Below are 17,345 nucleotides of genomic sequence, written 5' to 3'. Positions count from 1 at the left end.
CAGTTATTATTTGGTATCCCATAGGAGAAAACCATGCCCTTTGTTGACAAAAAAACACTGTGTGATGAAGTCAATCGCAGAAGAACTTTTGCAATTATCTCTCATCCGGACGCAGGAAAAACCACCATGACCGAAAAGCTTTTGCTCCTAGGTGGAGCCATTCGCTTAGCTGGTTCGGTCAAAGCAAAAAAATCTAAAAAATTTGCGACATCCGATTGGATGGAACTTGAAAAACAACGCGGAATTTCTGTTTCAACCAGCGTGATGAATTTCGAATACCGCAATTATATTTGTAACCTACTTGACACACCAGGTCACCAAGATTTCTCAGAAGATACATATAGGACCTTGGCAGCCGCCGATGCTGCAATTATGCTTATCGATGCAGCAAAGGGTGTGGAGCCACAGACGATCAAATTGTTTGAAGTCTGTAAATTGCGTGGCATCCCCATTTTTACCTTTGTAAATAAATTGGACCGAGAAGCTAGGGATCCTCTTGAGCTTATGCACGAGATTGAAAGCGTGCTTGGCATACCCACTTACCCTATGAGCTGGCCTGTTTCATCGGGTGAGCGCTTTCGTGGGATCATTGAAAGAGAAACTAAGTCTTTACATTATTTTGAAGGAAGAAACACAACAACTGAAACGGCTGCGAGAGTGATCCCTCTCACAGACAAAGAGCAAATATCCTCTCTGGTTCCTGAGGAACTTTTGCAAGAAGCACTTGAATCTCTTGAAATGCTCGAAATGGCTGGAGATGACTTTTCCCATGAGAAATTTTTAAAGGGTGAGCTTTCTCCTGTGTTTTTTGGGGCTGCTATGACCAATTTTGGGGTGAGATTGTTTCTTGAAAAATTTCTTGAAATGTCACCTCCTCCATCCGCAAAGGGCAGCAGTCAGGGCAAAATAGATCCGCTTTCTTCCGAATTTAGTGGATTTATCTTTAAGATTCAGGCTAATATGGATCCTAAGCATAGAGATCGTATTGCATTTTTGCGAATTGTCAGTGGCGTCTATGAAGCGGGAGTGAATGTCACTATCCCTCGCTTGAATCGTGAAATTCGACTCACTCATCCTCAACAGTTTTTTGCGCAGGATAGAAGCACCCTTGACAGAGCTTTTGCTGGCGACGTGGTGGGTATCTATGACCCAGGTTTCTTCTCTATTGGAGACTCCTTGGTTGAAGGCGGAAACTTTGAATTTGAAGGTATTCCTTCCTTTGCTCCTGAAAATTTTGCGGTTGTCAGGACTACCAGTGCTTTGAAGCGTAAGCAACTGCTTAAGGGATTGGTTCAACTCTGCCAGGAAGGCACAGTCCAGATGTTTGTGGATGAAAGCCGTGCAGCAAGCGATCCTGTTTTAGCAGCTGTGGGATCCTTGCAATTCGACGTGCTTCTTTTTAGGCTTAAAAATGAATACAATGTCGATTGTGCACTCGATAATCTTGCGTTTAAGCATGCGCGGTGGACCAACGCCAGCGCTGAAGAAGTAGCAGAAGCTAAAAGCAAAACAGATGTTGTGACTGTTCGTGATATGCAGGGGAATTATTTATTTTTATTCAAAAATGATTTTGCTCTTTCTTATTTTCAAGAAAATTGCCCTAAGATTTCTTTATTTAAAAGCAACTCGACTTTGCATGGTAATATGATGAAAATGTCAACAGATTTGTTTGAAGAGTGATATTTCTCGTGTATATTATTAGAATGCATAAGATTCCAAAAAGGTAAAACTTCTCTTTTTGAGGAGCTGTGGCAATATGAAAAATTTATTCCAGTTGCGTTCGTCTCATCTCCTGTCCCAAGAACCACAATCTGGGGCTAAGATCATTCAGTTTCGTGATCACAAGCACAAAGCAGATAAGAAGCAGAGACACACATCTCTCCGTACCCATGGAGATTCTCTGGCGCGGAATCTAAAAACGCAACAAAGTCATAGAATTGCCTTGAAAGTACAGAAAAAAACGGTGAAAAAACCTTTTCACACGTCCTCTCTTTTCTATGCTTTGGCTCTTGCCGCAATTCTCTTTGGAATTTTTATGCTTCTAGGTGGCTTTGCTGTTATATTTAAATAGATGATTTTATTAATAAAAAAAAAATATAAAAAAACACTGTGAAACTATTGCAAAGCTTCTTCTTCTCTGGCATACACATTTTCACTGAGTGGGGTGGTAGTAGAGTTGGTTACAACGCTGGCCTGTCACGCCGGAGGTCGTGGGTTCAAGTCCCATCCATCCCGCCATATTAAAAAGCTGTCTTCGGACGGCTTTTTTGTTTTTATGCCGATCAATAATTGGCTTGCCCGATATCCAAACGCTCAAACTTTCCATTCGCTCCCAAATGAAATTTAAAATAAGTTTTAAAACTTCCCCATTTTTCTGTTTCAAATTGACCATAAATATCCATGCTATTATTTTCGACTTTATCTATGGAGACGAATTTTTCGTGACCGAGAGCGTCTTTGGAAAAACTCTTCAAATTCATTGCTTTTCCATCGTCAAAGAGTTTGGCGTTGTCAGAAAAGCACGCAAGCCAATCCGCAAGATTGCCAGCCTGCAGAGCATCTACTGCGGCTTTTACCTTTGGATTTGTTATTTTCTCTGTGATATTTTTCATCTCGCCTCCTTTTCTCTTTGCTGCTTGATTCTAGCAGATCGGTGCAATTTTAAAAATTCAATTCAACACCTTGCATAATTGATCGCGCTCTGGCATATACGTTGGACTGAGTGGGGTGGTAGTAGAGTTGGTTACAACGCTGGCCTGTCACGCCGGAGGTCGCGGGTTCAAGTCCCGTCCATCCCGCCATTTATTAAAAAAGCTGTCTTCGGACGGCTTTTTTTGTTTTAGTCCTTCCTGTTTCTTCAACACAAGCTACTTTAGCAAACGATCTTAAAGAAGATTTAAACTTTGCAAATAACTTTGAACTTCTGCAAGTGCAAAAAGCATTGCAGTTTTTTAAAGCTTCAAAGCGGAGTTTTCTTTATGAAAAAATTCCGATTAAATATGTGTGTGGCCATTCATTAGGAGGAATCATTGCAAAAATCATTGCTCCCCAAACAGGATGTCATACCTGTGCATTCAATTCCCCTGGTGTTCTTGAGTATATGCATGCAAGAAAGTGGTCCGTTCATATTAAAAATGATCAGGTTATTCGTACTTATGTTGCAAATAGAGATGAAGTGGGTGAAATGAAATATTATGCAGAGTTGGGTGAAAGAGTTTATCTTGCGACCACAGATAAAAATAAAGAGAGTGAAGTTGCGAATAAAAAATTAGAAGATATTACTGAAGAGAATTCGCAAACGTACGCTGCATTAGTAAATGGATTCAAAACTGGCGGTGTAATGCCATTTCATAGTATGAAAGACTTATTTTTATATTTGAGAAAAAATAATTATGATAAGACTTTTTTGGCAAAAGCAATTAACTATGCTGCACAGTATGAAAATTTTAAGAGAACAAAAAAAAGATTGGACGTCTATGCGGCTAGAAAAGTGCAAGAATATGTAAATACGAAAGCAAAGCGTATGTTTTGATAAAATTTAATCTAAAAAAAAATAAAGGAATTAAATTGTGCTTAAAAATATTTTTTTGCTTCTTGCTACGATAGCTATATTGTGTAATTATAATTTATTTATAAAAATTATTCATAGTATTTGCCCATATATGACAAATGAAAGTGATAATTTTTTTCATATAAAATCAATTTTTATCCCTAAAATATTTAATTTGATAGGAAACTATTCTGCAATCATAATGTTTATTGTTTTTTTTATAATAGTGATTTCAGAAATAATACTTTTGACTAAGGAAAAGAGCCTTTTACTTTCAAATGCATACAAAGAAACTCTGCTGCATTTAGGTTTTATAGCGTTATGGGTAGATATTGAAGTGCCAATAATCATAGTTGGAATAATTTCCGGATTAGGTGCAAATGGTTCTATCGTCAAGGGGCACTGGATGTTTTTCCCAATTTACTCTCTCCCATTTGTCTATGCGCTTTTTTTAACTTATAGAATAAGAAAATTTAGGAAGAAAAAGACATTAAGTTTACAAGAAAATGATCTTAATAAATTACCCTCTTAAATATTCACTCAAGCCTTTTAATCAATCCATTTCTAACTTCTGCCCTGTTCCTGGCAATTTTTTTTTAAAATAACTGTCTGGTAAGTTTAATTTTTGGTTTAATTAAAATATTAACAGACATAGAAACTCATCTTATCGCTGAACTATTATGATGAATTTCAGAGAGTGTATTATTTAATCATAGACATGTTTTTGACAATAAAGTATGAAAAGATAAATATAAAAAGCAACAATCTTCTTCTATAAAAAGGAGGAAATGTTATGAATATTATTCGTTTTTCTGTTTGTTCTTTTTTAGCAGTATCAAGTTATGCTTTTGCCGAACAAGCTTTAGAGCTGAGATCTGTAGAGCAAGCACCAAAAATCACAATATCAGCAAAACAAGAGATAGCTTTGCCAGCTCAACCTTTTGCAAGTGAAAATCAAGTGCCACTGACTGCTGGTTACAACATAACAATAGTCAATCAATCCAAGCGCACTGCTTGCATAGCAGTTGTTGAAGCAAATCCTCTTTTCAGGTAGGCACTAAAATCCACAGCCTATTTTTGCTCTGTTTGGATATTTAATGAGCAGAGCTTGAAGGGTTGCAAGGATTTTTTTATTTTCTGGAATAGTATTTGATAAATATTCTTCTGGTAAATAGTGCATTAAAAAAGCATCAATAGCTTGAGTCGTTAAATTTGAATCAAAAATATCATCGTTTGATGTATGCAAATTTCCATAATTATTTAATTCATTTAACGCACTCAAATCAGACAATTTAATTTTTTTTGAATCGTATCCATATTTTTTCATTTTATCCAATACAAAATTGTCGGAAACATTCAAATTTTTAATTTCATATCCAAATTCATACAACCTAGTTTGGACAAGCAATCTTGAAATATCACTGGAAATATTAGTATTGATATTTTGAATTTCTTTTATAATTTCATCCTCTGTTACCCAAGATCCAACACCATTTTCAGCAAGTAATTTCCATGGAAAAAGTGGGCCTGGATCCGATTTTCTTCCAACCGCAAGATCAGAATGAGCTACAACACACAAAGGATCAATTTGAAAACGTTTTTGAATATCCTTAGCTAGCTCAACAATTAATGTCTGCTGTTCCTCTGGATATGGAAACCATTTTCTCTTCTCTTTAGAACAATCAGTTTTCCCATCCGAGCACACAAAACCTAAATTAACGATTTCCACACCTACGGAAGTATCATTAATATTTGTCCTACTCTTCCATGTGCTAATACCTGCATGAAATGCTCGTTTATTCTCGTCTACGAGTTTATATATTTTATTTCCATTTTCAGGAACAAGCCAATGGGCACTAACCGCTCCTGCAGTAAGAACTCGAAGAGATTCCTCAAAGGGCAATGCTGTATAGTGAAAAATAAGAGAACTCACTCTCTCATTTTGTCCTCTTGAAGCATTTTTATCATCTATTTGATAACTCTTATCTTCAATATAATTTACTGATTTTCCACAACTTATAATAAAAGTAGCCATTAAGCATATTGCACTTACAGGGAATTTCATAATAAAATATCCTTAGCTTTTAAAAAGTATTAAAAAAAAATGAATTATAACAAATAAATAAAGGTAAGATCAGGATTTAGTTGAACCTCACCATACATGTATGCCTACCATAACTGCCATTTGAATAACAGATTTTTACAATTGAAAAGAATGAATTATTTTTATATCTGAGAAAAAATAATTATGATAAGAATTTTTTAGCAAAAGCTATTAACTATGCTGAACAGTATGAAAATTTTAATAGAACAAAAAAAAGATTGGACATCTATGCGGATAGAAAAGTGCAAGAATATGTAAATTCAAAAGCAAAGCGAATGTTTTGAATAATATTTAAACTTAAAAAGAAAAATTATGCATAATAGGTGCAATTTTGGCTTACGGGCATAATGGTCCTCAAATCAATGGACATTTGTTATTATCCCCAATTTACTCTCTCCCATTTGTATATGCGCTTTTTTTAACTTATAGAATAAGAAAATTTAAGAAGAAAAAGACATTAATATTAGAAGAGAATACTGAGAGAGAAAATGTTTAAATTAAAATGTGCAAAATCATTCCTAGAAGCCTTTTTAACTTTAATTATTGAAGAACTTTTTTTATTTACTAACGAAGCCTTCATATTTCTTTGCAGCATAAGAGCTCAGCTCTTACTTACTACCAGCATTGAATGTGATTACTTAACTTTGATTAGCTGTTCAATATATTATTGAAATAAAAATAATTTCTAATTTCACAAGGGCAAACTTATATACTAAAGTCAAAATTTAATAATAAAACTGAACAAAGTCAATATACTTGACTTAAAACTAGTAAATTTACGATCATATTCTATTTTATTTCTTTTAAAATAACTGTCTGGTAAGTTTAATTTTTGGTTTAATTAAAATATTAACAGACATAGAAATTCATCTTATCGCTGAACTATTTTGATGAATTTCAGAGAGTGCATTATTTATTCATAGACATGAATTTGACTATTGAGTATGAAAAAATAAATATTAAAAGTTATAATCTTCTTTTACCAAAAGGAGGGAATATGAGAAATAGTGTTATTCGTTTTTCTGTTTGTTCTTTATTAACTTTATCTAGTAATGCTTTTGCTAATCAAGCTTTAGAGCTTAATTCTGTGGATCATGCTCCGAATATCACGATATCAGCAAAACAAGATTTCGCTTTAACAACGGAAACTTTTGCAAGTGAAAATCAAGTGCCACTTACAGCTGGTTACAACATAACTATTGTCAATCAATCCAATCGCACAGCTTGTATAGCAGTCGTTGAAGCAAATCCTTTATTGTCCAAAGGATGGTATGTTGTTCAGAATACCCAAAGTATAACTTTTAATAGTCTTGCATATATCCGTTTAGACGTATGTCCATTACAAAATGTTGTATGGGATACTGGTTGGGACTATCAGAATATTTGTTTGAAATATGGACCTGCTTTTAGCTTCTATAATCCAAAAGATGCCAGTGTGTGTGCATCTAATGGCGGACAAATGAAGAAATTTCTGAGTATCCCTGGGCCATATGTTGTTACTTTAAAATAAGAGCTTGGAAAATAGACACATTTTTTTGATATCTGAACTAAAGAAAGATCTCTCTTGAGTTTTCTACTTATCTATATTAAGCATAGATAATTATTTTATATTTTTAATAATTATGTAAAAATTTTAAGAAAATGAAGGAGAGAATATTGTTCTCACAGAAAATTCTTGCAAGCCTTGGACGTGATTTTTATTTAATGCAGACGAGTGCGATATTAAATGGAATTGGGGCTCGTTGTGGGCAATTTGCTGTTGCATGGTGGATTTTGGATAAGACTGGCAGTGAAACCACCTTTGCTTTTTTTGTCTCTATTGGAGTGTTGGTTGAAGTAATTGCAAAAGCTCTATTTGGTTGGTTAGGTGATTCATTTAGTCGGCAAAAAATAATTTCTTACTGTTACGTTTTAAGTTCTGTCGCTTCAATTGTTCTGACTTTTCTTTCGCTAAAAGGAATTTATAATCCATTTATTATTTCCGCCTGTCTCGTAGGTTTAGGCTTAGCGATAGGTATAAGGGTACCGTTGCAATCAAGTATCACACCTTTGCTTGTACCTGCGGAAAGGTTGAACGATGCTATACAAGTGCGGAGTTTTGTCCTTTCTTCATCATCTTTTTTGGGGCCTATTATAGCAGGAATTCTTTTAGGGCCTCTTGGTTACGCAAATCTTTTAATTCTGAATACCTTCGCAGTCATTCTGTCTCTTATTTTGGTAATTATGATAAAAACTCAAGAATCTTCTCCTGACAAATTACTGCAGGGGCAGAACTTTCTATTGAATTGGTTTTATAAAACTCGTGCAGGATATAATGCTGTCTTTCAGATTAAATCTGAATTTTATTTAGCAATCATTGCGCTTACAATTAACTTTTCATTATTTCCCTTTTTCTTTATTTTGTTACCTAGTCTTATTTTTACAGGTTATCCTAAAAGCACTTGGTTGATAGCTATCTTAGAAGGTTCATTTTCTATAGGGCTTATATTTGGGAGTTTAGGAATTGTTAATAATATCAATAAAATTATGGGGAGATTTAAATCTATATTCTTAGGAATCCTTTTAATTGCATTATCAATAGTTTCAACTGGTCTTTCGGCGAAATTATTTGTCCAATCTGAATATGGTTTCGCCATATTGGTAGCTCCATGGCTTTTTGCAGGTGGTATTGGTCTCTCACTTCTCGAAATTAATTCTTCTTTAGTGAGATCTCTTGCCACACCAGATTCCTATAGAAATAGAGTGATGTCGACTGTTGCCTTTATGTCAGGTCTTATGATGCCCTTTGGTACTTTAATTGGCGGTTTTTTCTCAAAAAATATTGGTATCAATTTTTCTATGATTTCTTTAGGTGCCTTAATTGGAATCTGTGCTTTTTTTGTATTATTAAATAAAGAATTGTTGAAAGTTTTTTCTCTCAAAGAATCGGAAATGCCCGATGCTTATTTGCGTCTATATCCAAAAGCATTTTTATGATTTTATATAATTTTGTTAGAATTATTTTTCTTCAAATAGTACAGTTGGATTTTTTAATTTCATTATTCTAGATATATTTACATTTTTAATTATTCCCGTGTTCCCGATTAATATCCCAATTTCCTGTTCTGGATCACAAAGAAATAAAAGGGATTGTAATGTTGCAAGTTGTTGGCGTGACATGTTCACTCCATCCAATTGGCAGCGTGATATTTTAATAAAACCTAAATGTGCTACATGATCGCGTATTTGTGCTTCATCACCATTGGCGAGAATTGATAAAGTTGTTTTTTCTTGCAGTGAGCTGAGTCCTGAATCACGTAAGTCATATAAAGCGTTAATATGCCACCATTCTTCTGTGCTATGCCATTTGCCGCAAGGGAGGATCCATCCACTGATTTCGCTAAGTCTTTCCGGTTGAGACAACATTTAAAAATTCCTTTAGGAAATTGATAAAAAAATTCTTGGGAAAGATTACAAATTGCATTCATAATGTAAACAAATTAATATTATTTAAATTTGAACATATCTTATTATTGGATTTTATTTGTTTTATTCGAAATTCAACACAAAAAATGAGTGTTTTAAATGCATTTAAAACAAAACTCTTAGGAAAATTTCAAATCCTAAGAGTTTTTTTGTCCAGAAACAAATGGGATTAACTATTTAAAGGTAGAATAATAGCGGATTGAGAATTTTCTCTTTCAACGAGCAAGAAAATAACTGAAGAATTCGCTTTTTTGGCTTTTTCTAAAACTTTTTCGACATCTTTTGGATTTGCAACATTTTCTTTATTCACGCTGATAATCACATCACCTTGAGCAATTCCTGCGCGATCTGCTAAGCTGCCCTGTTGAACGCCGGCAATCATAACACCTTTACCGGATGGTGTTTGTTTTGCTGAAAGTGTGAGGCCAAAGTTGCGAGCCAAAGATTTTCCAGATTTTTCAGAATTTTCTGCTTCTTCGACTTTTTCATTCTTTGCACTTGGTAACTCTGTCACAGTGGCTTTCAATTCTACTTTTTTACCATTTCTAAGAACGCCGAGTTTGATAGTGGAACCTGGTTTTAAGAAAATAATTTGTCGTTGAATGTCAGAGGAAGCTTTCACAGCTTCTCCGTTGACACTTTGAATAATATCATAAGGTTGTAAGTTTGCTTTGGCTGCTGGACTGCCAGGCACGACGCGCATAACGAGAGCACCTTCGGTATTGGGATCTATCTTCATTTCCTTCATAGCCGCAGCGCCAAATTTATTTAAGTCATACATTTCTACGCCTAAATAAGCTTGAGTCAATTTACCATTATTTATGATTGATTCAGCTACAAGGCGAATTGTGTTTGAAGGAATAGAAAAGCCAATCCCAACACTGGTTCCATTTTTCGAATAGATTGCAGTGTTCATACCAATCACTTGACCGTCTAAATTCACAAGTGGGCCTCCAGAGTTCCCTGGGTTAATCGCTGCGTCGGTTTGGATAAAGCTATTGGCACCATTGATACCGAGAGTATCACTGGTTCTTTGCACTGCACTGACAACACCCATCGTAACTGTTTGTTCAAGTTCAAAAGGAGCACCCAATGCGAGAACCCAATCTCCAACTTTTACTTCATTGGAATTTGCAAGGCTCACTTGTTTGATATCTGCGGAAGGTTTGAAATCTTCGAGTTTTAAAACGGCAATATCAACATTTGCAGCTGTACCAATGATTTTTGCTTTATATTTTTTCTTATCTTTGGTTGTAACTGTGATTTTATCTGCTTTATCGATTACGTGATTATTCGTAATTATATATCCGTTGGTTGAATCTACGATAAAGCCTGATCCGCCATCAGTTTCTATCCCTTGTTTTTTGCCACCTCCTCTGGGACTGGGCCCGCCTTTAAATTGAGGAGGTAAAAATGGGAAAAAGAATTCATCCGGAAAATCATATTGTGGAACGTTCACTTTTTTTTCTGCCACAATAAAGACGAGAGCTTGGCTACTTTCTTCAGCAACATTCGAAAATACTTTTTTAAATTTCTTCAAAAACTCAGTGTCTTCTTTTTGTATAGGGGCTTGTGCTGGAGGTAGAGCATAATTACTGGATGCCTGTGCTGTGAGATCATCGCTTATTTTTGTAAAAGTTTCTGGTTTAAAAAGGAGAATGCCTGCGCTTGCAACACCAAATATGGCTGCAATGGAAATGCCTGCTACGACAATATTTTTAGCTCTTGCTTTCATAAAATTTGCTACTTTCTTAGAATCTTTCAAATCGGAATTCATTGTAACCTCCTAAAATTATAACACTAAAATTTTTCATCTGCACCTTGAGCTTTAAATAAATGCTCTGCTTGGTTTATAGCAGACAATGATCCAAAAAGTCGATAGCCAAGTGGTTTATAAAATATGAAAAATAGTAATATTATATTATAATATCATATATATAAAAAACTTCATCACTTATATAGAAATATATAGAAGCGATGAGGCTGAGATCCTGAGTGGCTTAAGGACAGTATGAATTGGGTTTTTAAGTGGGAAATGGAACGTGCTATCATTTTTTTAAATAAATTTTCTAATAGAAAATGTGACCTTATGATTGGGATTAAAAGAAATGAGAAATAAAATAGTTTTAATTTTACTAATTTGCTTTTTATCAAATGCAAGTGCTAATGAAAAATATTTAATTCTAGCTGATGATGGTTACCCTCCATATTCATTTGCGCAAAAAAATAGTATAGTGGATGGCTTATACTTTAAGATATTAAGTAAAATTTTTTCAAAAATGAAAAACTTCGATACAACAATTGAAGCTATTCCTTGGAAAAGAGGTTTAGAAGAAGTAAAAGATGAAAAAGCATTTGCCATTTATCCTGCATATTTCCGCCCGAATGATCCAGAAAGAAATTGGATGGATTATTCAGATAATATTTATAAGGAAAAAGTTGTCATCTATTGCAATAAAAAAATTTTAGGTAAAGGAAAATGGCCAGAAGATTTCCGTGGTTTGAGCATAGGAACCACTCATTTAGGAATTTTAAAAAAATCTTCTCACAAATATCCAAGGAGTAAAGAGTTTATTAAAGAATTTAATAAGGAATTATCAAGGCTGAAAACTTCAGGATCATTTGAAAAAATTGTTAGAAATTATATTAAAAATTATAAATAATTAAATTAAATATAATTTGAAAATAAGGTTTCTTGTTGCATATCTTTTAATTCAATTAGATTTGAAACAGAAACTCCAATCAGGCGGATGGAATCATTTTCACATTTGAATTCATGAAACAGTTCTAAAGCAACTTTGCTTATTATTTCTTCTGTAAAAAAATATAATGGATAACTTTTCGTTTTTGTTCTTACTTTAAAATTCGCATATTTAATCTTTACTGTAACTGTTTTAGCTGCAAAACCTTTACTTTTAAGACAGATTAATAAATTTAATATAATTTTGTTTAACTCTTTTAATTTATGCTCCATAAGAAAGATATCTTTTGGAAAAGTTTCTTCTTCTCCAAGAGATTTTCTAATATGAGCTGTTTCAACAGGGGAATCATCAATACCACATGCTCGTTGATAAACCCATTCAGATGAGGTACCAAAGGTTTTTATGATAAAATCTCTGCCAGTAGAAATAACGTCAGCGCAGGTTAAAATATTATATTCTGAAAATTTTTTCGTTGTGACAGGTCCTACAAAAGGGATTTTTTTAATTAAGAGTGGTTGCATAAAATGAAAAACTTCATGGGGCTTTACTATAGTTATTCCATTTGGTTTATTTATGTCAGATGCTATTTTAGCAACCATTTTGTTAGGAGCAACACCTGCGGAAGCTGTTAATTGAGTGGCTAAAAAAATATTCTTTCGTATATCTTCTGCAATTTGTGTTGCATTTTTACTATCACTTACATCTATATATGCTTCATCCATTGACATAGGTTCAATGATATTAGAATAATTTTGGATTATTTTAAAAACCTCACGAGAAGCATTTTTATAAGCTTCAAAGTTTGGTTTTAAAAAAATAGCATGTGGACAAAGTTTAACGGCTTGCGCCGATGGCATAGCTGATTTTATTCCAAATTTCCGAGCTTCGTAGGAGGCTGTACAGACAACGCCACGTGAGCTTGGAGTGCCTCCTATGATGAGAGGTTTATTTTTTAATTTAGGATTTAATATAACTTCCACAGCAGCAAAAAAAGCATCTAGATCGATATGAATAATTTTACGAGTGAGGAGTGAAGGATGAATTGAAGGTTTATCATTTGCCATGATAGGAAACCTCCTGAGAAAAGCTTTGTTGCATTTCAATTTTTATATTTTTTTCCACTTCGGATTTGGCTGCTCTAATGCGTTCAATTGAATTACAGTTTAGCACTGTACTTTTAGCCATAGTACCTGGATCATCATTGAGAAAATATACTTTAATGTCTGAAATGTTTTCAGCGCAATGCCATATCATACTTGCACACATTTTACATGGTTTTAATGTTGTATATATGCTGCTTCCAGATGGAAGAATTTTATTATTTTTATTATAAAAATTTTGGATCATATTTATTTCTGCATGCAACGTTTTATTTTTTGAATTTTCGTTTAAGCCATATGAAATAACATTACGATTAGAGTCAACTAAAAGGCAAGCAACTTGTCTACAAGATTCATATTTTTCGTTTTCAATTTTAATTTCTTTTGCAAGATGTTGTGCTATCTGCATAAAATTGAGTTCTTTCTTCATTTTTGAATCATATTTTTTAAGCAGAAAATCTAATTCTTCAGTGAGATTATTTTCATATTTTCGTAAAGATATTTCTATAATTTGATCCTTGATTAAAATATTTTGCTCGGAGATATTTTTTATATGAGCAATTCTTTTAGCTGTAACTTTTACCATCCCTAAACACATTTCAGTAAGGTGATAATTTGTAAATATTTTATTTCTTAAAATTCTTAATGCAATATCTGGATATTCTCGATATATCCCTTGGATTAAAATTGTTACCGGACTGTGTGGAGTTTTAGGTTCAATTTTAGATTGAGCGTAAAATATTTTGTTGGCAAAAGCTAAAAAAGCAAAATCGGTTGAAATTGTTTTGGTGAAATTATAAGCAATCTGTAAAATATTTTTGTCAAATTGACTCGATAATTTCATTTTTTTCCCTTATATTATATAAATGAATAGCTTTAATTTCAAATGAATGAAATCAAAGAATAGATAAATTAATAACCTTTAAATATCTGATAGGCAAATAAAGAATGAATTGAATGAGCTCGATTGAATAGAAAAAACTGACAACGTATTTGCCTTGAGCTAAGCGCTACTATGGATTCAGATTGAGTCGTAATGGGCTATGACATAGAGCGTAGCATATTTAAAATTTTCATATTTTATTGACTTGTTTTGTTTTTTTTAATAATAAAATAAATATCTTCAATAAACGACAGGGACTTATATGTTTAAATATTTATTCTCATTGAGCCCAGCGATCATTTCAATTTTAGTTGGAATTTTTCTGCAAAAAATGGCAATTTTTATGACTTTGCCATTCATTCCTATATTTTTAGGAAATAATACCAATTTAAATCCCACTGAAATCGGTTTTATAGTGGGCGTATCACCGTTTGCGGGAATTTGTGCCTCCTTCATTGGCGGCTATTTATCAGACAAATTAGGCAGAAAAAAAATTCTTCTTTTAACCATTATTCTTTCGACATGTGTTTTATTTTCATATTTTTTAATTACACATATTGAAAATATGCAGTTGAAAATTTTGTCATTCACTCTTTTATCGGTTCTATCTGGAGTTTCGGCTGGTGTGTTTGAGCCTGTCGCCACAGCCTTTCTAAGTGATCTTGCAACCCCAGAATTAAAAGGCGTAATTTTTCAATTAAGATATTTTAGTTTAAATCTTGGAGCTTCTCTTGGCCCAATGGTTGGGCTGTTGTTAAATACAAATGGAACTTCATCGAGCTTTCTTTATGCAGGTTTATTATATTCTATTTATTTCTTTGTTTTTTTTATTTTAATGCAAAGAAATTATCCACATAATGTAGCTACGACGGATAAAAAAGTGAGCTTTAAACAATCTTGCTTTATTATTTCTAATGATAGAAAAATGCTTTTTTTAATTTTGACCTGCATTATTTTAATTTTTTGTTACAATCAAATAATGACAACATTATCGCAAATTATGCATGATGAAGTTAAAAATGGAGTTGAAAAGTATTCTTTATTTCTCACTGCAAATGGAATATTGGTATTGCTTATCCAAGGTCCATTATATAAAATAACGCGTAAAATTGGTTTAAATAAAAGTTTGTGTCTGGGTTCTTTATTACTCACATTTGGCTTTCTTGTCCTGACTTTTGATTTAAATTCGAATTATATTCTTATTCTATCTATCCTACTCATCACGTCTGGAGAAGTGCTTGTCTTCCCTATTTCCAATGAATTGATTGATACATTTGCGCCCTCGCATATGCGCGGGGCTTATTTTGGTGCTGCAGCATTTAAAAATTTTGGCTTAGTTTTAGGACCTATTGGAGGAGGATTTATTTTCTTTAATTTTGGTTCACATTATTTATTTATCATTTTAGCTATTATTTCTTTCGTTGCACCTTTTGTTTTCTTTTATGGGCAAAGGGAAAAAGTGCTAGAAAAGATTAAAATTTGAAGAATATTTTTTAATATTTATAGACACCCTGTCCTGATTTTCTTCCATAATAGCCTGCATCCACATATTTTTTAAGCAAAGGGCAAGGTCTGTATTTACTGTCTCCCAAGCCATCAAATAAAACTTTCATTATAGCATAGCATGTGTCTAATCCAATAAAATCGGCGAGAGTGAGAGGACCCATGGGTTGATTTGTACCAAGTTTCATACCGGAATCAATATCTTCTGCCGAAGCAATTCCTTCCATTAACACATAAAATGCTTCATTAATCATAGGCATGAGTATGCGGTTAATAATAAAGCCAGGATAATCTTGCGAGCAAACGCTGACTTTATTCATTTTTTCGGAAAGATCTTTTGTAATCTCATAAGTTTCGTCGGAAGTAGCATGCCCTCTTATAATTTCTACTAAACTCATTAAAGGAACAGGATTCATAAAATGCATACCGATAAATAATTCAGGCCTTTTTGTTGCGGCAGCAAGTCTTGTTACTGATAGGCTGCTTGTATTACTTGCTAAAATAACATGCGATGGTAATATTTTATCCAACTCTGAAAAAATATTTTTTTTCAAATCTTCATTTTCATTAATTGCTTCGATAACAAAGTCTGCCTGACATAAATCAGATAGTTGATTTACTTTTTTTATTCGGCCAAGAATAACAGGCGGGTGCTCATCTATTTTTCCTTTTTCAAATAATTTTGATAAACTTTTTTCAATATTTGAAATTGCTTTTTGTAAGCCTTCTTTATTTACATCACATAAAAGAACTTGGTAACCCGCTTGTGCAGCTACCTGCGCAATCCCGCTACCCATTTGACCGGCTCCGGTGACACCGATGGTTTTGATTTTTGCTAAACTTGGCATATAAAACTCCTTGTGCGTTGGATCATGAAACATAGGTTCAACATTTTTATGAGGATAAATTAATGTCAATAACATATCAAATGCCTCTACCAGAACCATATCCTTCACTTTCTGTCGAAGAAATGAAAGAGCGGATTCAAAAAATCAGAATTAAATTTGGGAAAAAACTTGTCATTCTTGCCCATCATTATCAAAGACCAGAGGTAGTAGAATTAAGCGACATACGTGGTGATTCATTGCAGTTGGCTCAATATGCCGCCAGCCAAAAAGATGCAGATTATATTATTTTCTGTGGTGTGCATTTTATGGCAGAAGGTTCAGATATTTTAAAAAGAGGCAAGCAAATTATTGTTCTTCCCGATCTAGGGGCAGGCTGTGATATGGCTGACATGGCCGATGTAGATGATGTTGAAGAAGCTTATGCACAGCTTATAGAAATGGTTGGACATGATAGTATTATGCCAGTCACTTATATTAATTCAACCGCAGCTTTAAAAGCTTTTGTTGCAGAAAAAGGTGGAATAATCTGTACAAGTTCAAATGCGCATAAAATCGTAGATTGGGCGCTTAAAGAAAGAAAAATTTTATTTTTCTATCCTGATCAGCATTTAGGTAGAAATACTGCAAAAAAATTAGGTATACCGTTAGAAAAAATTAAAATATGGAATCCTAAAAAACCTTATGGTGGTCTTGATGAAACAGAAATAAAAATGACTCAAGTCATGCTATGGCAAGGTTATTGTCCTGTGCATATGATGTTTAGCGCAAAACAGATATCGACAATTCGGGCAAAAGATCCAGAATATAAAATAATTGCGCATCCTGAATGTTCAATGGAAGTCGTAGATCAAGCCGATTTTGCAGGTTCAACTGATTTTATAGTGCGAACAATTGCACAAAGTCCGCGAGGAAGTAAATGGGCTGTTGGTACAGAACTCAATTTAGTCAATCGTATTGCTAAAGAAAACCCAGATAAAACTGTTGTAAGCATAAATCCATTTATGTGTTTATGTGGAACGATGAATAGGATTGATCTACCCCATTTGACTTGGGCACTAGAAGAAATTGAAAAAGGAACTCCTAAAAATATAATTGAAGTTCATGAGCCAGCTCGTTCCTTAGCAAAGCAAGCGCTTTTGCGCATGCTTGAGATGAGCGTTAAACTTTAAATTCAAATCTTATAATCCAAT

At 33.6% G+C, this 17,345-nt stretch carries 17 protein-coding genes and 2 tRNA genes; 12 read left to right on the top strand and 7 right to left on the bottom strand.

Annotated features, from left to right (window positions below; translation table 11 throughout):
- Positions 1-33 precede the first annotated feature (33 nt).
- The 3 genes from H7355_RS12195 (at position 34) to H7355_RS12185 (ending at position 2,238) form a co-directional block, all read left to right on the top strand.
- A complete protein-coding gene (locus tag H7355_RS12195) occupies positions 34-1,680 on the top strand; it encodes a peptide chain release factor 3 (protein ID WP_186647906.1) in 1,647 nt (548 codons plus the stop codon).
- 76 nt (positions 1,681-1,756) lie between these two features.
- On the top strand, positions 1,757-2,071 hold the full coding sequence (locus H7355_RS12190) for a hypothetical protein (protein ID WP_186647904.1): 315 nt from the start codon (positions 1,757-1,759) through the stop codon (positions 2,069-2,071).
- A 90-nt stretch (positions 2,072-2,161) separates the two neighbouring features.
- Positions 2,162-2,238 (top strand) — tRNA-Asp (locus H7355_RS12185).
- Between the two features lie 44 nt (positions 2,239-2,282).
- Here the strand turns inward: H7355_RS12185 and H7355_RS12180 are convergent.
- Positions 2,283-2,612 carry a hypothetical protein gene (locus tag H7355_RS12180; RefSeq protein ID WP_186647902.1) on the bottom strand — a complete coding sequence of 110 codons (330 nt, stop codon included), beginning with the start codon at positions 2,610-2,612 and terminating at the stop codon, positions 2,283-2,285.
- Positions 2,613-2,724: 112 nt separating this feature from the next.
- On the opposite strand from H7355_RS12180, the gene H7355_RS12175 reads away from it, so the two are divergent.
- The 4 genes from H7355_RS12175 to H7355_RS12160 all read left to right on the top strand — a co-directional run bounded on the left by H7355_RS12175 (position 2,725) and on the right by H7355_RS12160 (position 4,604).
- A tRNA-Asp gene (locus tag H7355_RS12175) sits at positions 2,725-2,801 on the top strand.
- Positions 2,802-2,929: 128 nt separating this feature from the next.
- A complete protein-coding gene (locus H7355_RS12170) occupies positions 2,930-3,532 on the top strand; it encodes a hypothetical protein (protein WP_222435711.1) in 603 nt (200 codons plus the stop codon).
- A 37-nt stretch (positions 3,533-3,569) separates the two neighbouring features.
- On the top strand, positions 3,570-4,082 hold the full coding sequence (locus H7355_RS12165) for a hypothetical protein (RefSeq protein WP_186647898.1): 513 nt from the start codon (positions 3,570-3,572) through the stop codon (positions 4,080-4,082).
- A gap of 261 nt (positions 4,083-4,343) precedes the next feature.
- Entirely contained in the window at positions 4,344-4,604 is a 261-nt protein-coding gene (locus H7355_RS12160; RefSeq protein WP_186647896.1) for a hypothetical protein, read from the top strand.
- Between the two features lie 3 nt (positions 4,605-4,607).
- Here H7355_RS12160 and H7355_RS12155 read toward each other — a convergent pair whose 3' ends face one another.
- Complete coding sequence (locus H7355_RS12155; RefSeq protein ID WP_186647894.1) at positions 4,608-5,615, bottom strand: N-acetylmuramoyl-L-alanine amidase; 1,008 nt, start codon at positions 5,613-5,615, stop codon at positions 4,608-4,610.
- Between the two features lie 1,036 nt (positions 5,616-6,651).
- Here H7355_RS12155 and H7355_RS12150 point away from each other — a divergent pair.
- Positions 6,652-7,164 (top strand): hypothetical protein, encoded by a 513-nt coding sequence (locus tag H7355_RS12150; protein ID WP_186647892.1) that lies wholly within the window; start codon positions 6,652-6,654, stop codon positions 7,162-7,164.
- 146 nt (positions 7,165-7,310) lie between these two features.
- Positions 7,311-8,630, top strand: coding sequence for an MFS transporter (locus H7355_RS12145; RefSeq protein WP_186647890.1), 1,320 nt, complete (start codon positions 7,311-7,313; stop codon positions 8,628-8,630).
- A 21-nt stretch (positions 8,631-8,651) separates the two neighbouring features.
- On the opposite strand, the gene H7355_RS12140 is transcribed toward H7355_RS12145, so the two are convergent.
- Positions 8,652-9,059: a hypothetical protein gene (locus H7355_RS12140; protein ID WP_186647888.1), complete on the bottom strand. Its 408-nt coding sequence runs from the start codon at positions 9,057-9,059 to the stop codon at positions 8,652-8,654.
- Between the two features lie 229 nt (positions 9,060-9,288).
- Positions 9,289-10,896, bottom strand: a complete 1,608-nt coding sequence (locus H7355_RS12135; protein ID WP_186647886.1) for a trypsin-like peptidase domain-containing protein — start codon at positions 10,894-10,896, stop codon at positions 9,289-9,291.
- Positions 10,897-11,227: 331 nt separating this feature from the next.
- On the opposite strand from H7355_RS12135, the gene H7355_RS12130 reads away from it, so the two are divergent.
- On the top strand, positions 11,228-11,782 hold the full coding sequence (locus H7355_RS12130) for a transporter substrate-binding domain-containing protein (RefSeq protein ID WP_186647884.1): 555 nt from the start codon (positions 11,228-11,230) through the stop codon (positions 11,780-11,782).
- Between the two features lie 5 nt (positions 11,783-11,787).
- Here H7355_RS12130 and dinB read toward each other — a convergent pair whose 3' ends face one another.
- Both dinB and H7355_RS12120 read right to left on the bottom strand, forming a co-directional pair.
- On the bottom strand, positions 11,788-12,885 hold the full coding sequence (gene dinB / locus H7355_RS12125) for a DNA polymerase IV (RefSeq protein ID WP_186647882.1): 1,098 nt from the start codon (positions 12,883-12,885) through the stop codon (positions 11,788-11,790).
- On the bottom strand, positions 12,875-13,765 hold the full coding sequence (locus tag H7355_RS12120; protein ID WP_186647873.1) for a Bd3614 family nucleic acid deaminase: 891 nt from the start codon (positions 13,763-13,765) through the stop codon (positions 12,875-12,877). Before H7355_RS12120 ends, dinB begins: the two co-directional genes overlap by 11 nt.
- A 301-nt stretch (positions 13,766-14,066) precedes the next feature.
- On the opposite strand from H7355_RS12120, the gene H7355_RS12115 reads away from it, so the two are divergent.
- The gene (locus H7355_RS12115; RefSeq protein ID WP_186647871.1) at positions 14,067-15,287 is read left to right on the top strand and encodes an MFS transporter; all 1,221 of its coding nucleotides are present in this window, start codon (positions 14,067-14,069) and stop codon (positions 15,285-15,287) included.
- 10 nt (positions 15,288-15,297) lie between these two features.
- Here the strand turns inward: H7355_RS12115 and H7355_RS12110 are convergent, their stop codons facing one another.
- Positions 15,298-16,155 carry a 3-hydroxybutyryl-CoA dehydrogenase gene (locus tag H7355_RS12110; protein WP_186648571.1) on the bottom strand — a complete coding sequence of 286 codons (858 nt, stop codon included), beginning with the start codon at positions 16,153-16,155 and terminating at the stop codon, positions 15,298-15,300.
- A gap of 62 nt (positions 16,156-16,217) precedes the next feature.
- Here H7355_RS12110 and nadA point away from each other — a divergent pair, with 62 nt between their 5' ends.
- Positions 16,218-17,324, top strand: a complete 1,107-nt coding sequence (gene nadA / locus H7355_RS12105; protein WP_186647869.1) for a quinolinate synthase NadA — start codon at positions 16,218-16,220, stop codon at positions 17,322-17,324.
- The last annotated feature ends 21 nt before the right edge of the window (positions 17,325-17,345 follow it).

It is taken from the genome of Fluviispira vulneris (assembly GCF_014281055.1).
In the GTDB taxonomy this organism is placed as follows: Bacteria; Bdellovibrionota_B; Oligoflexia; order Silvanigrellales; family Silvanigrellaceae; genus Silvanigrella; species Silvanigrella vulneris.
The sequence above is the reverse complement of the archived record's forward strand: the minus strand, read 5'-3'. Positions and strand labels throughout refer to the sequence as shown.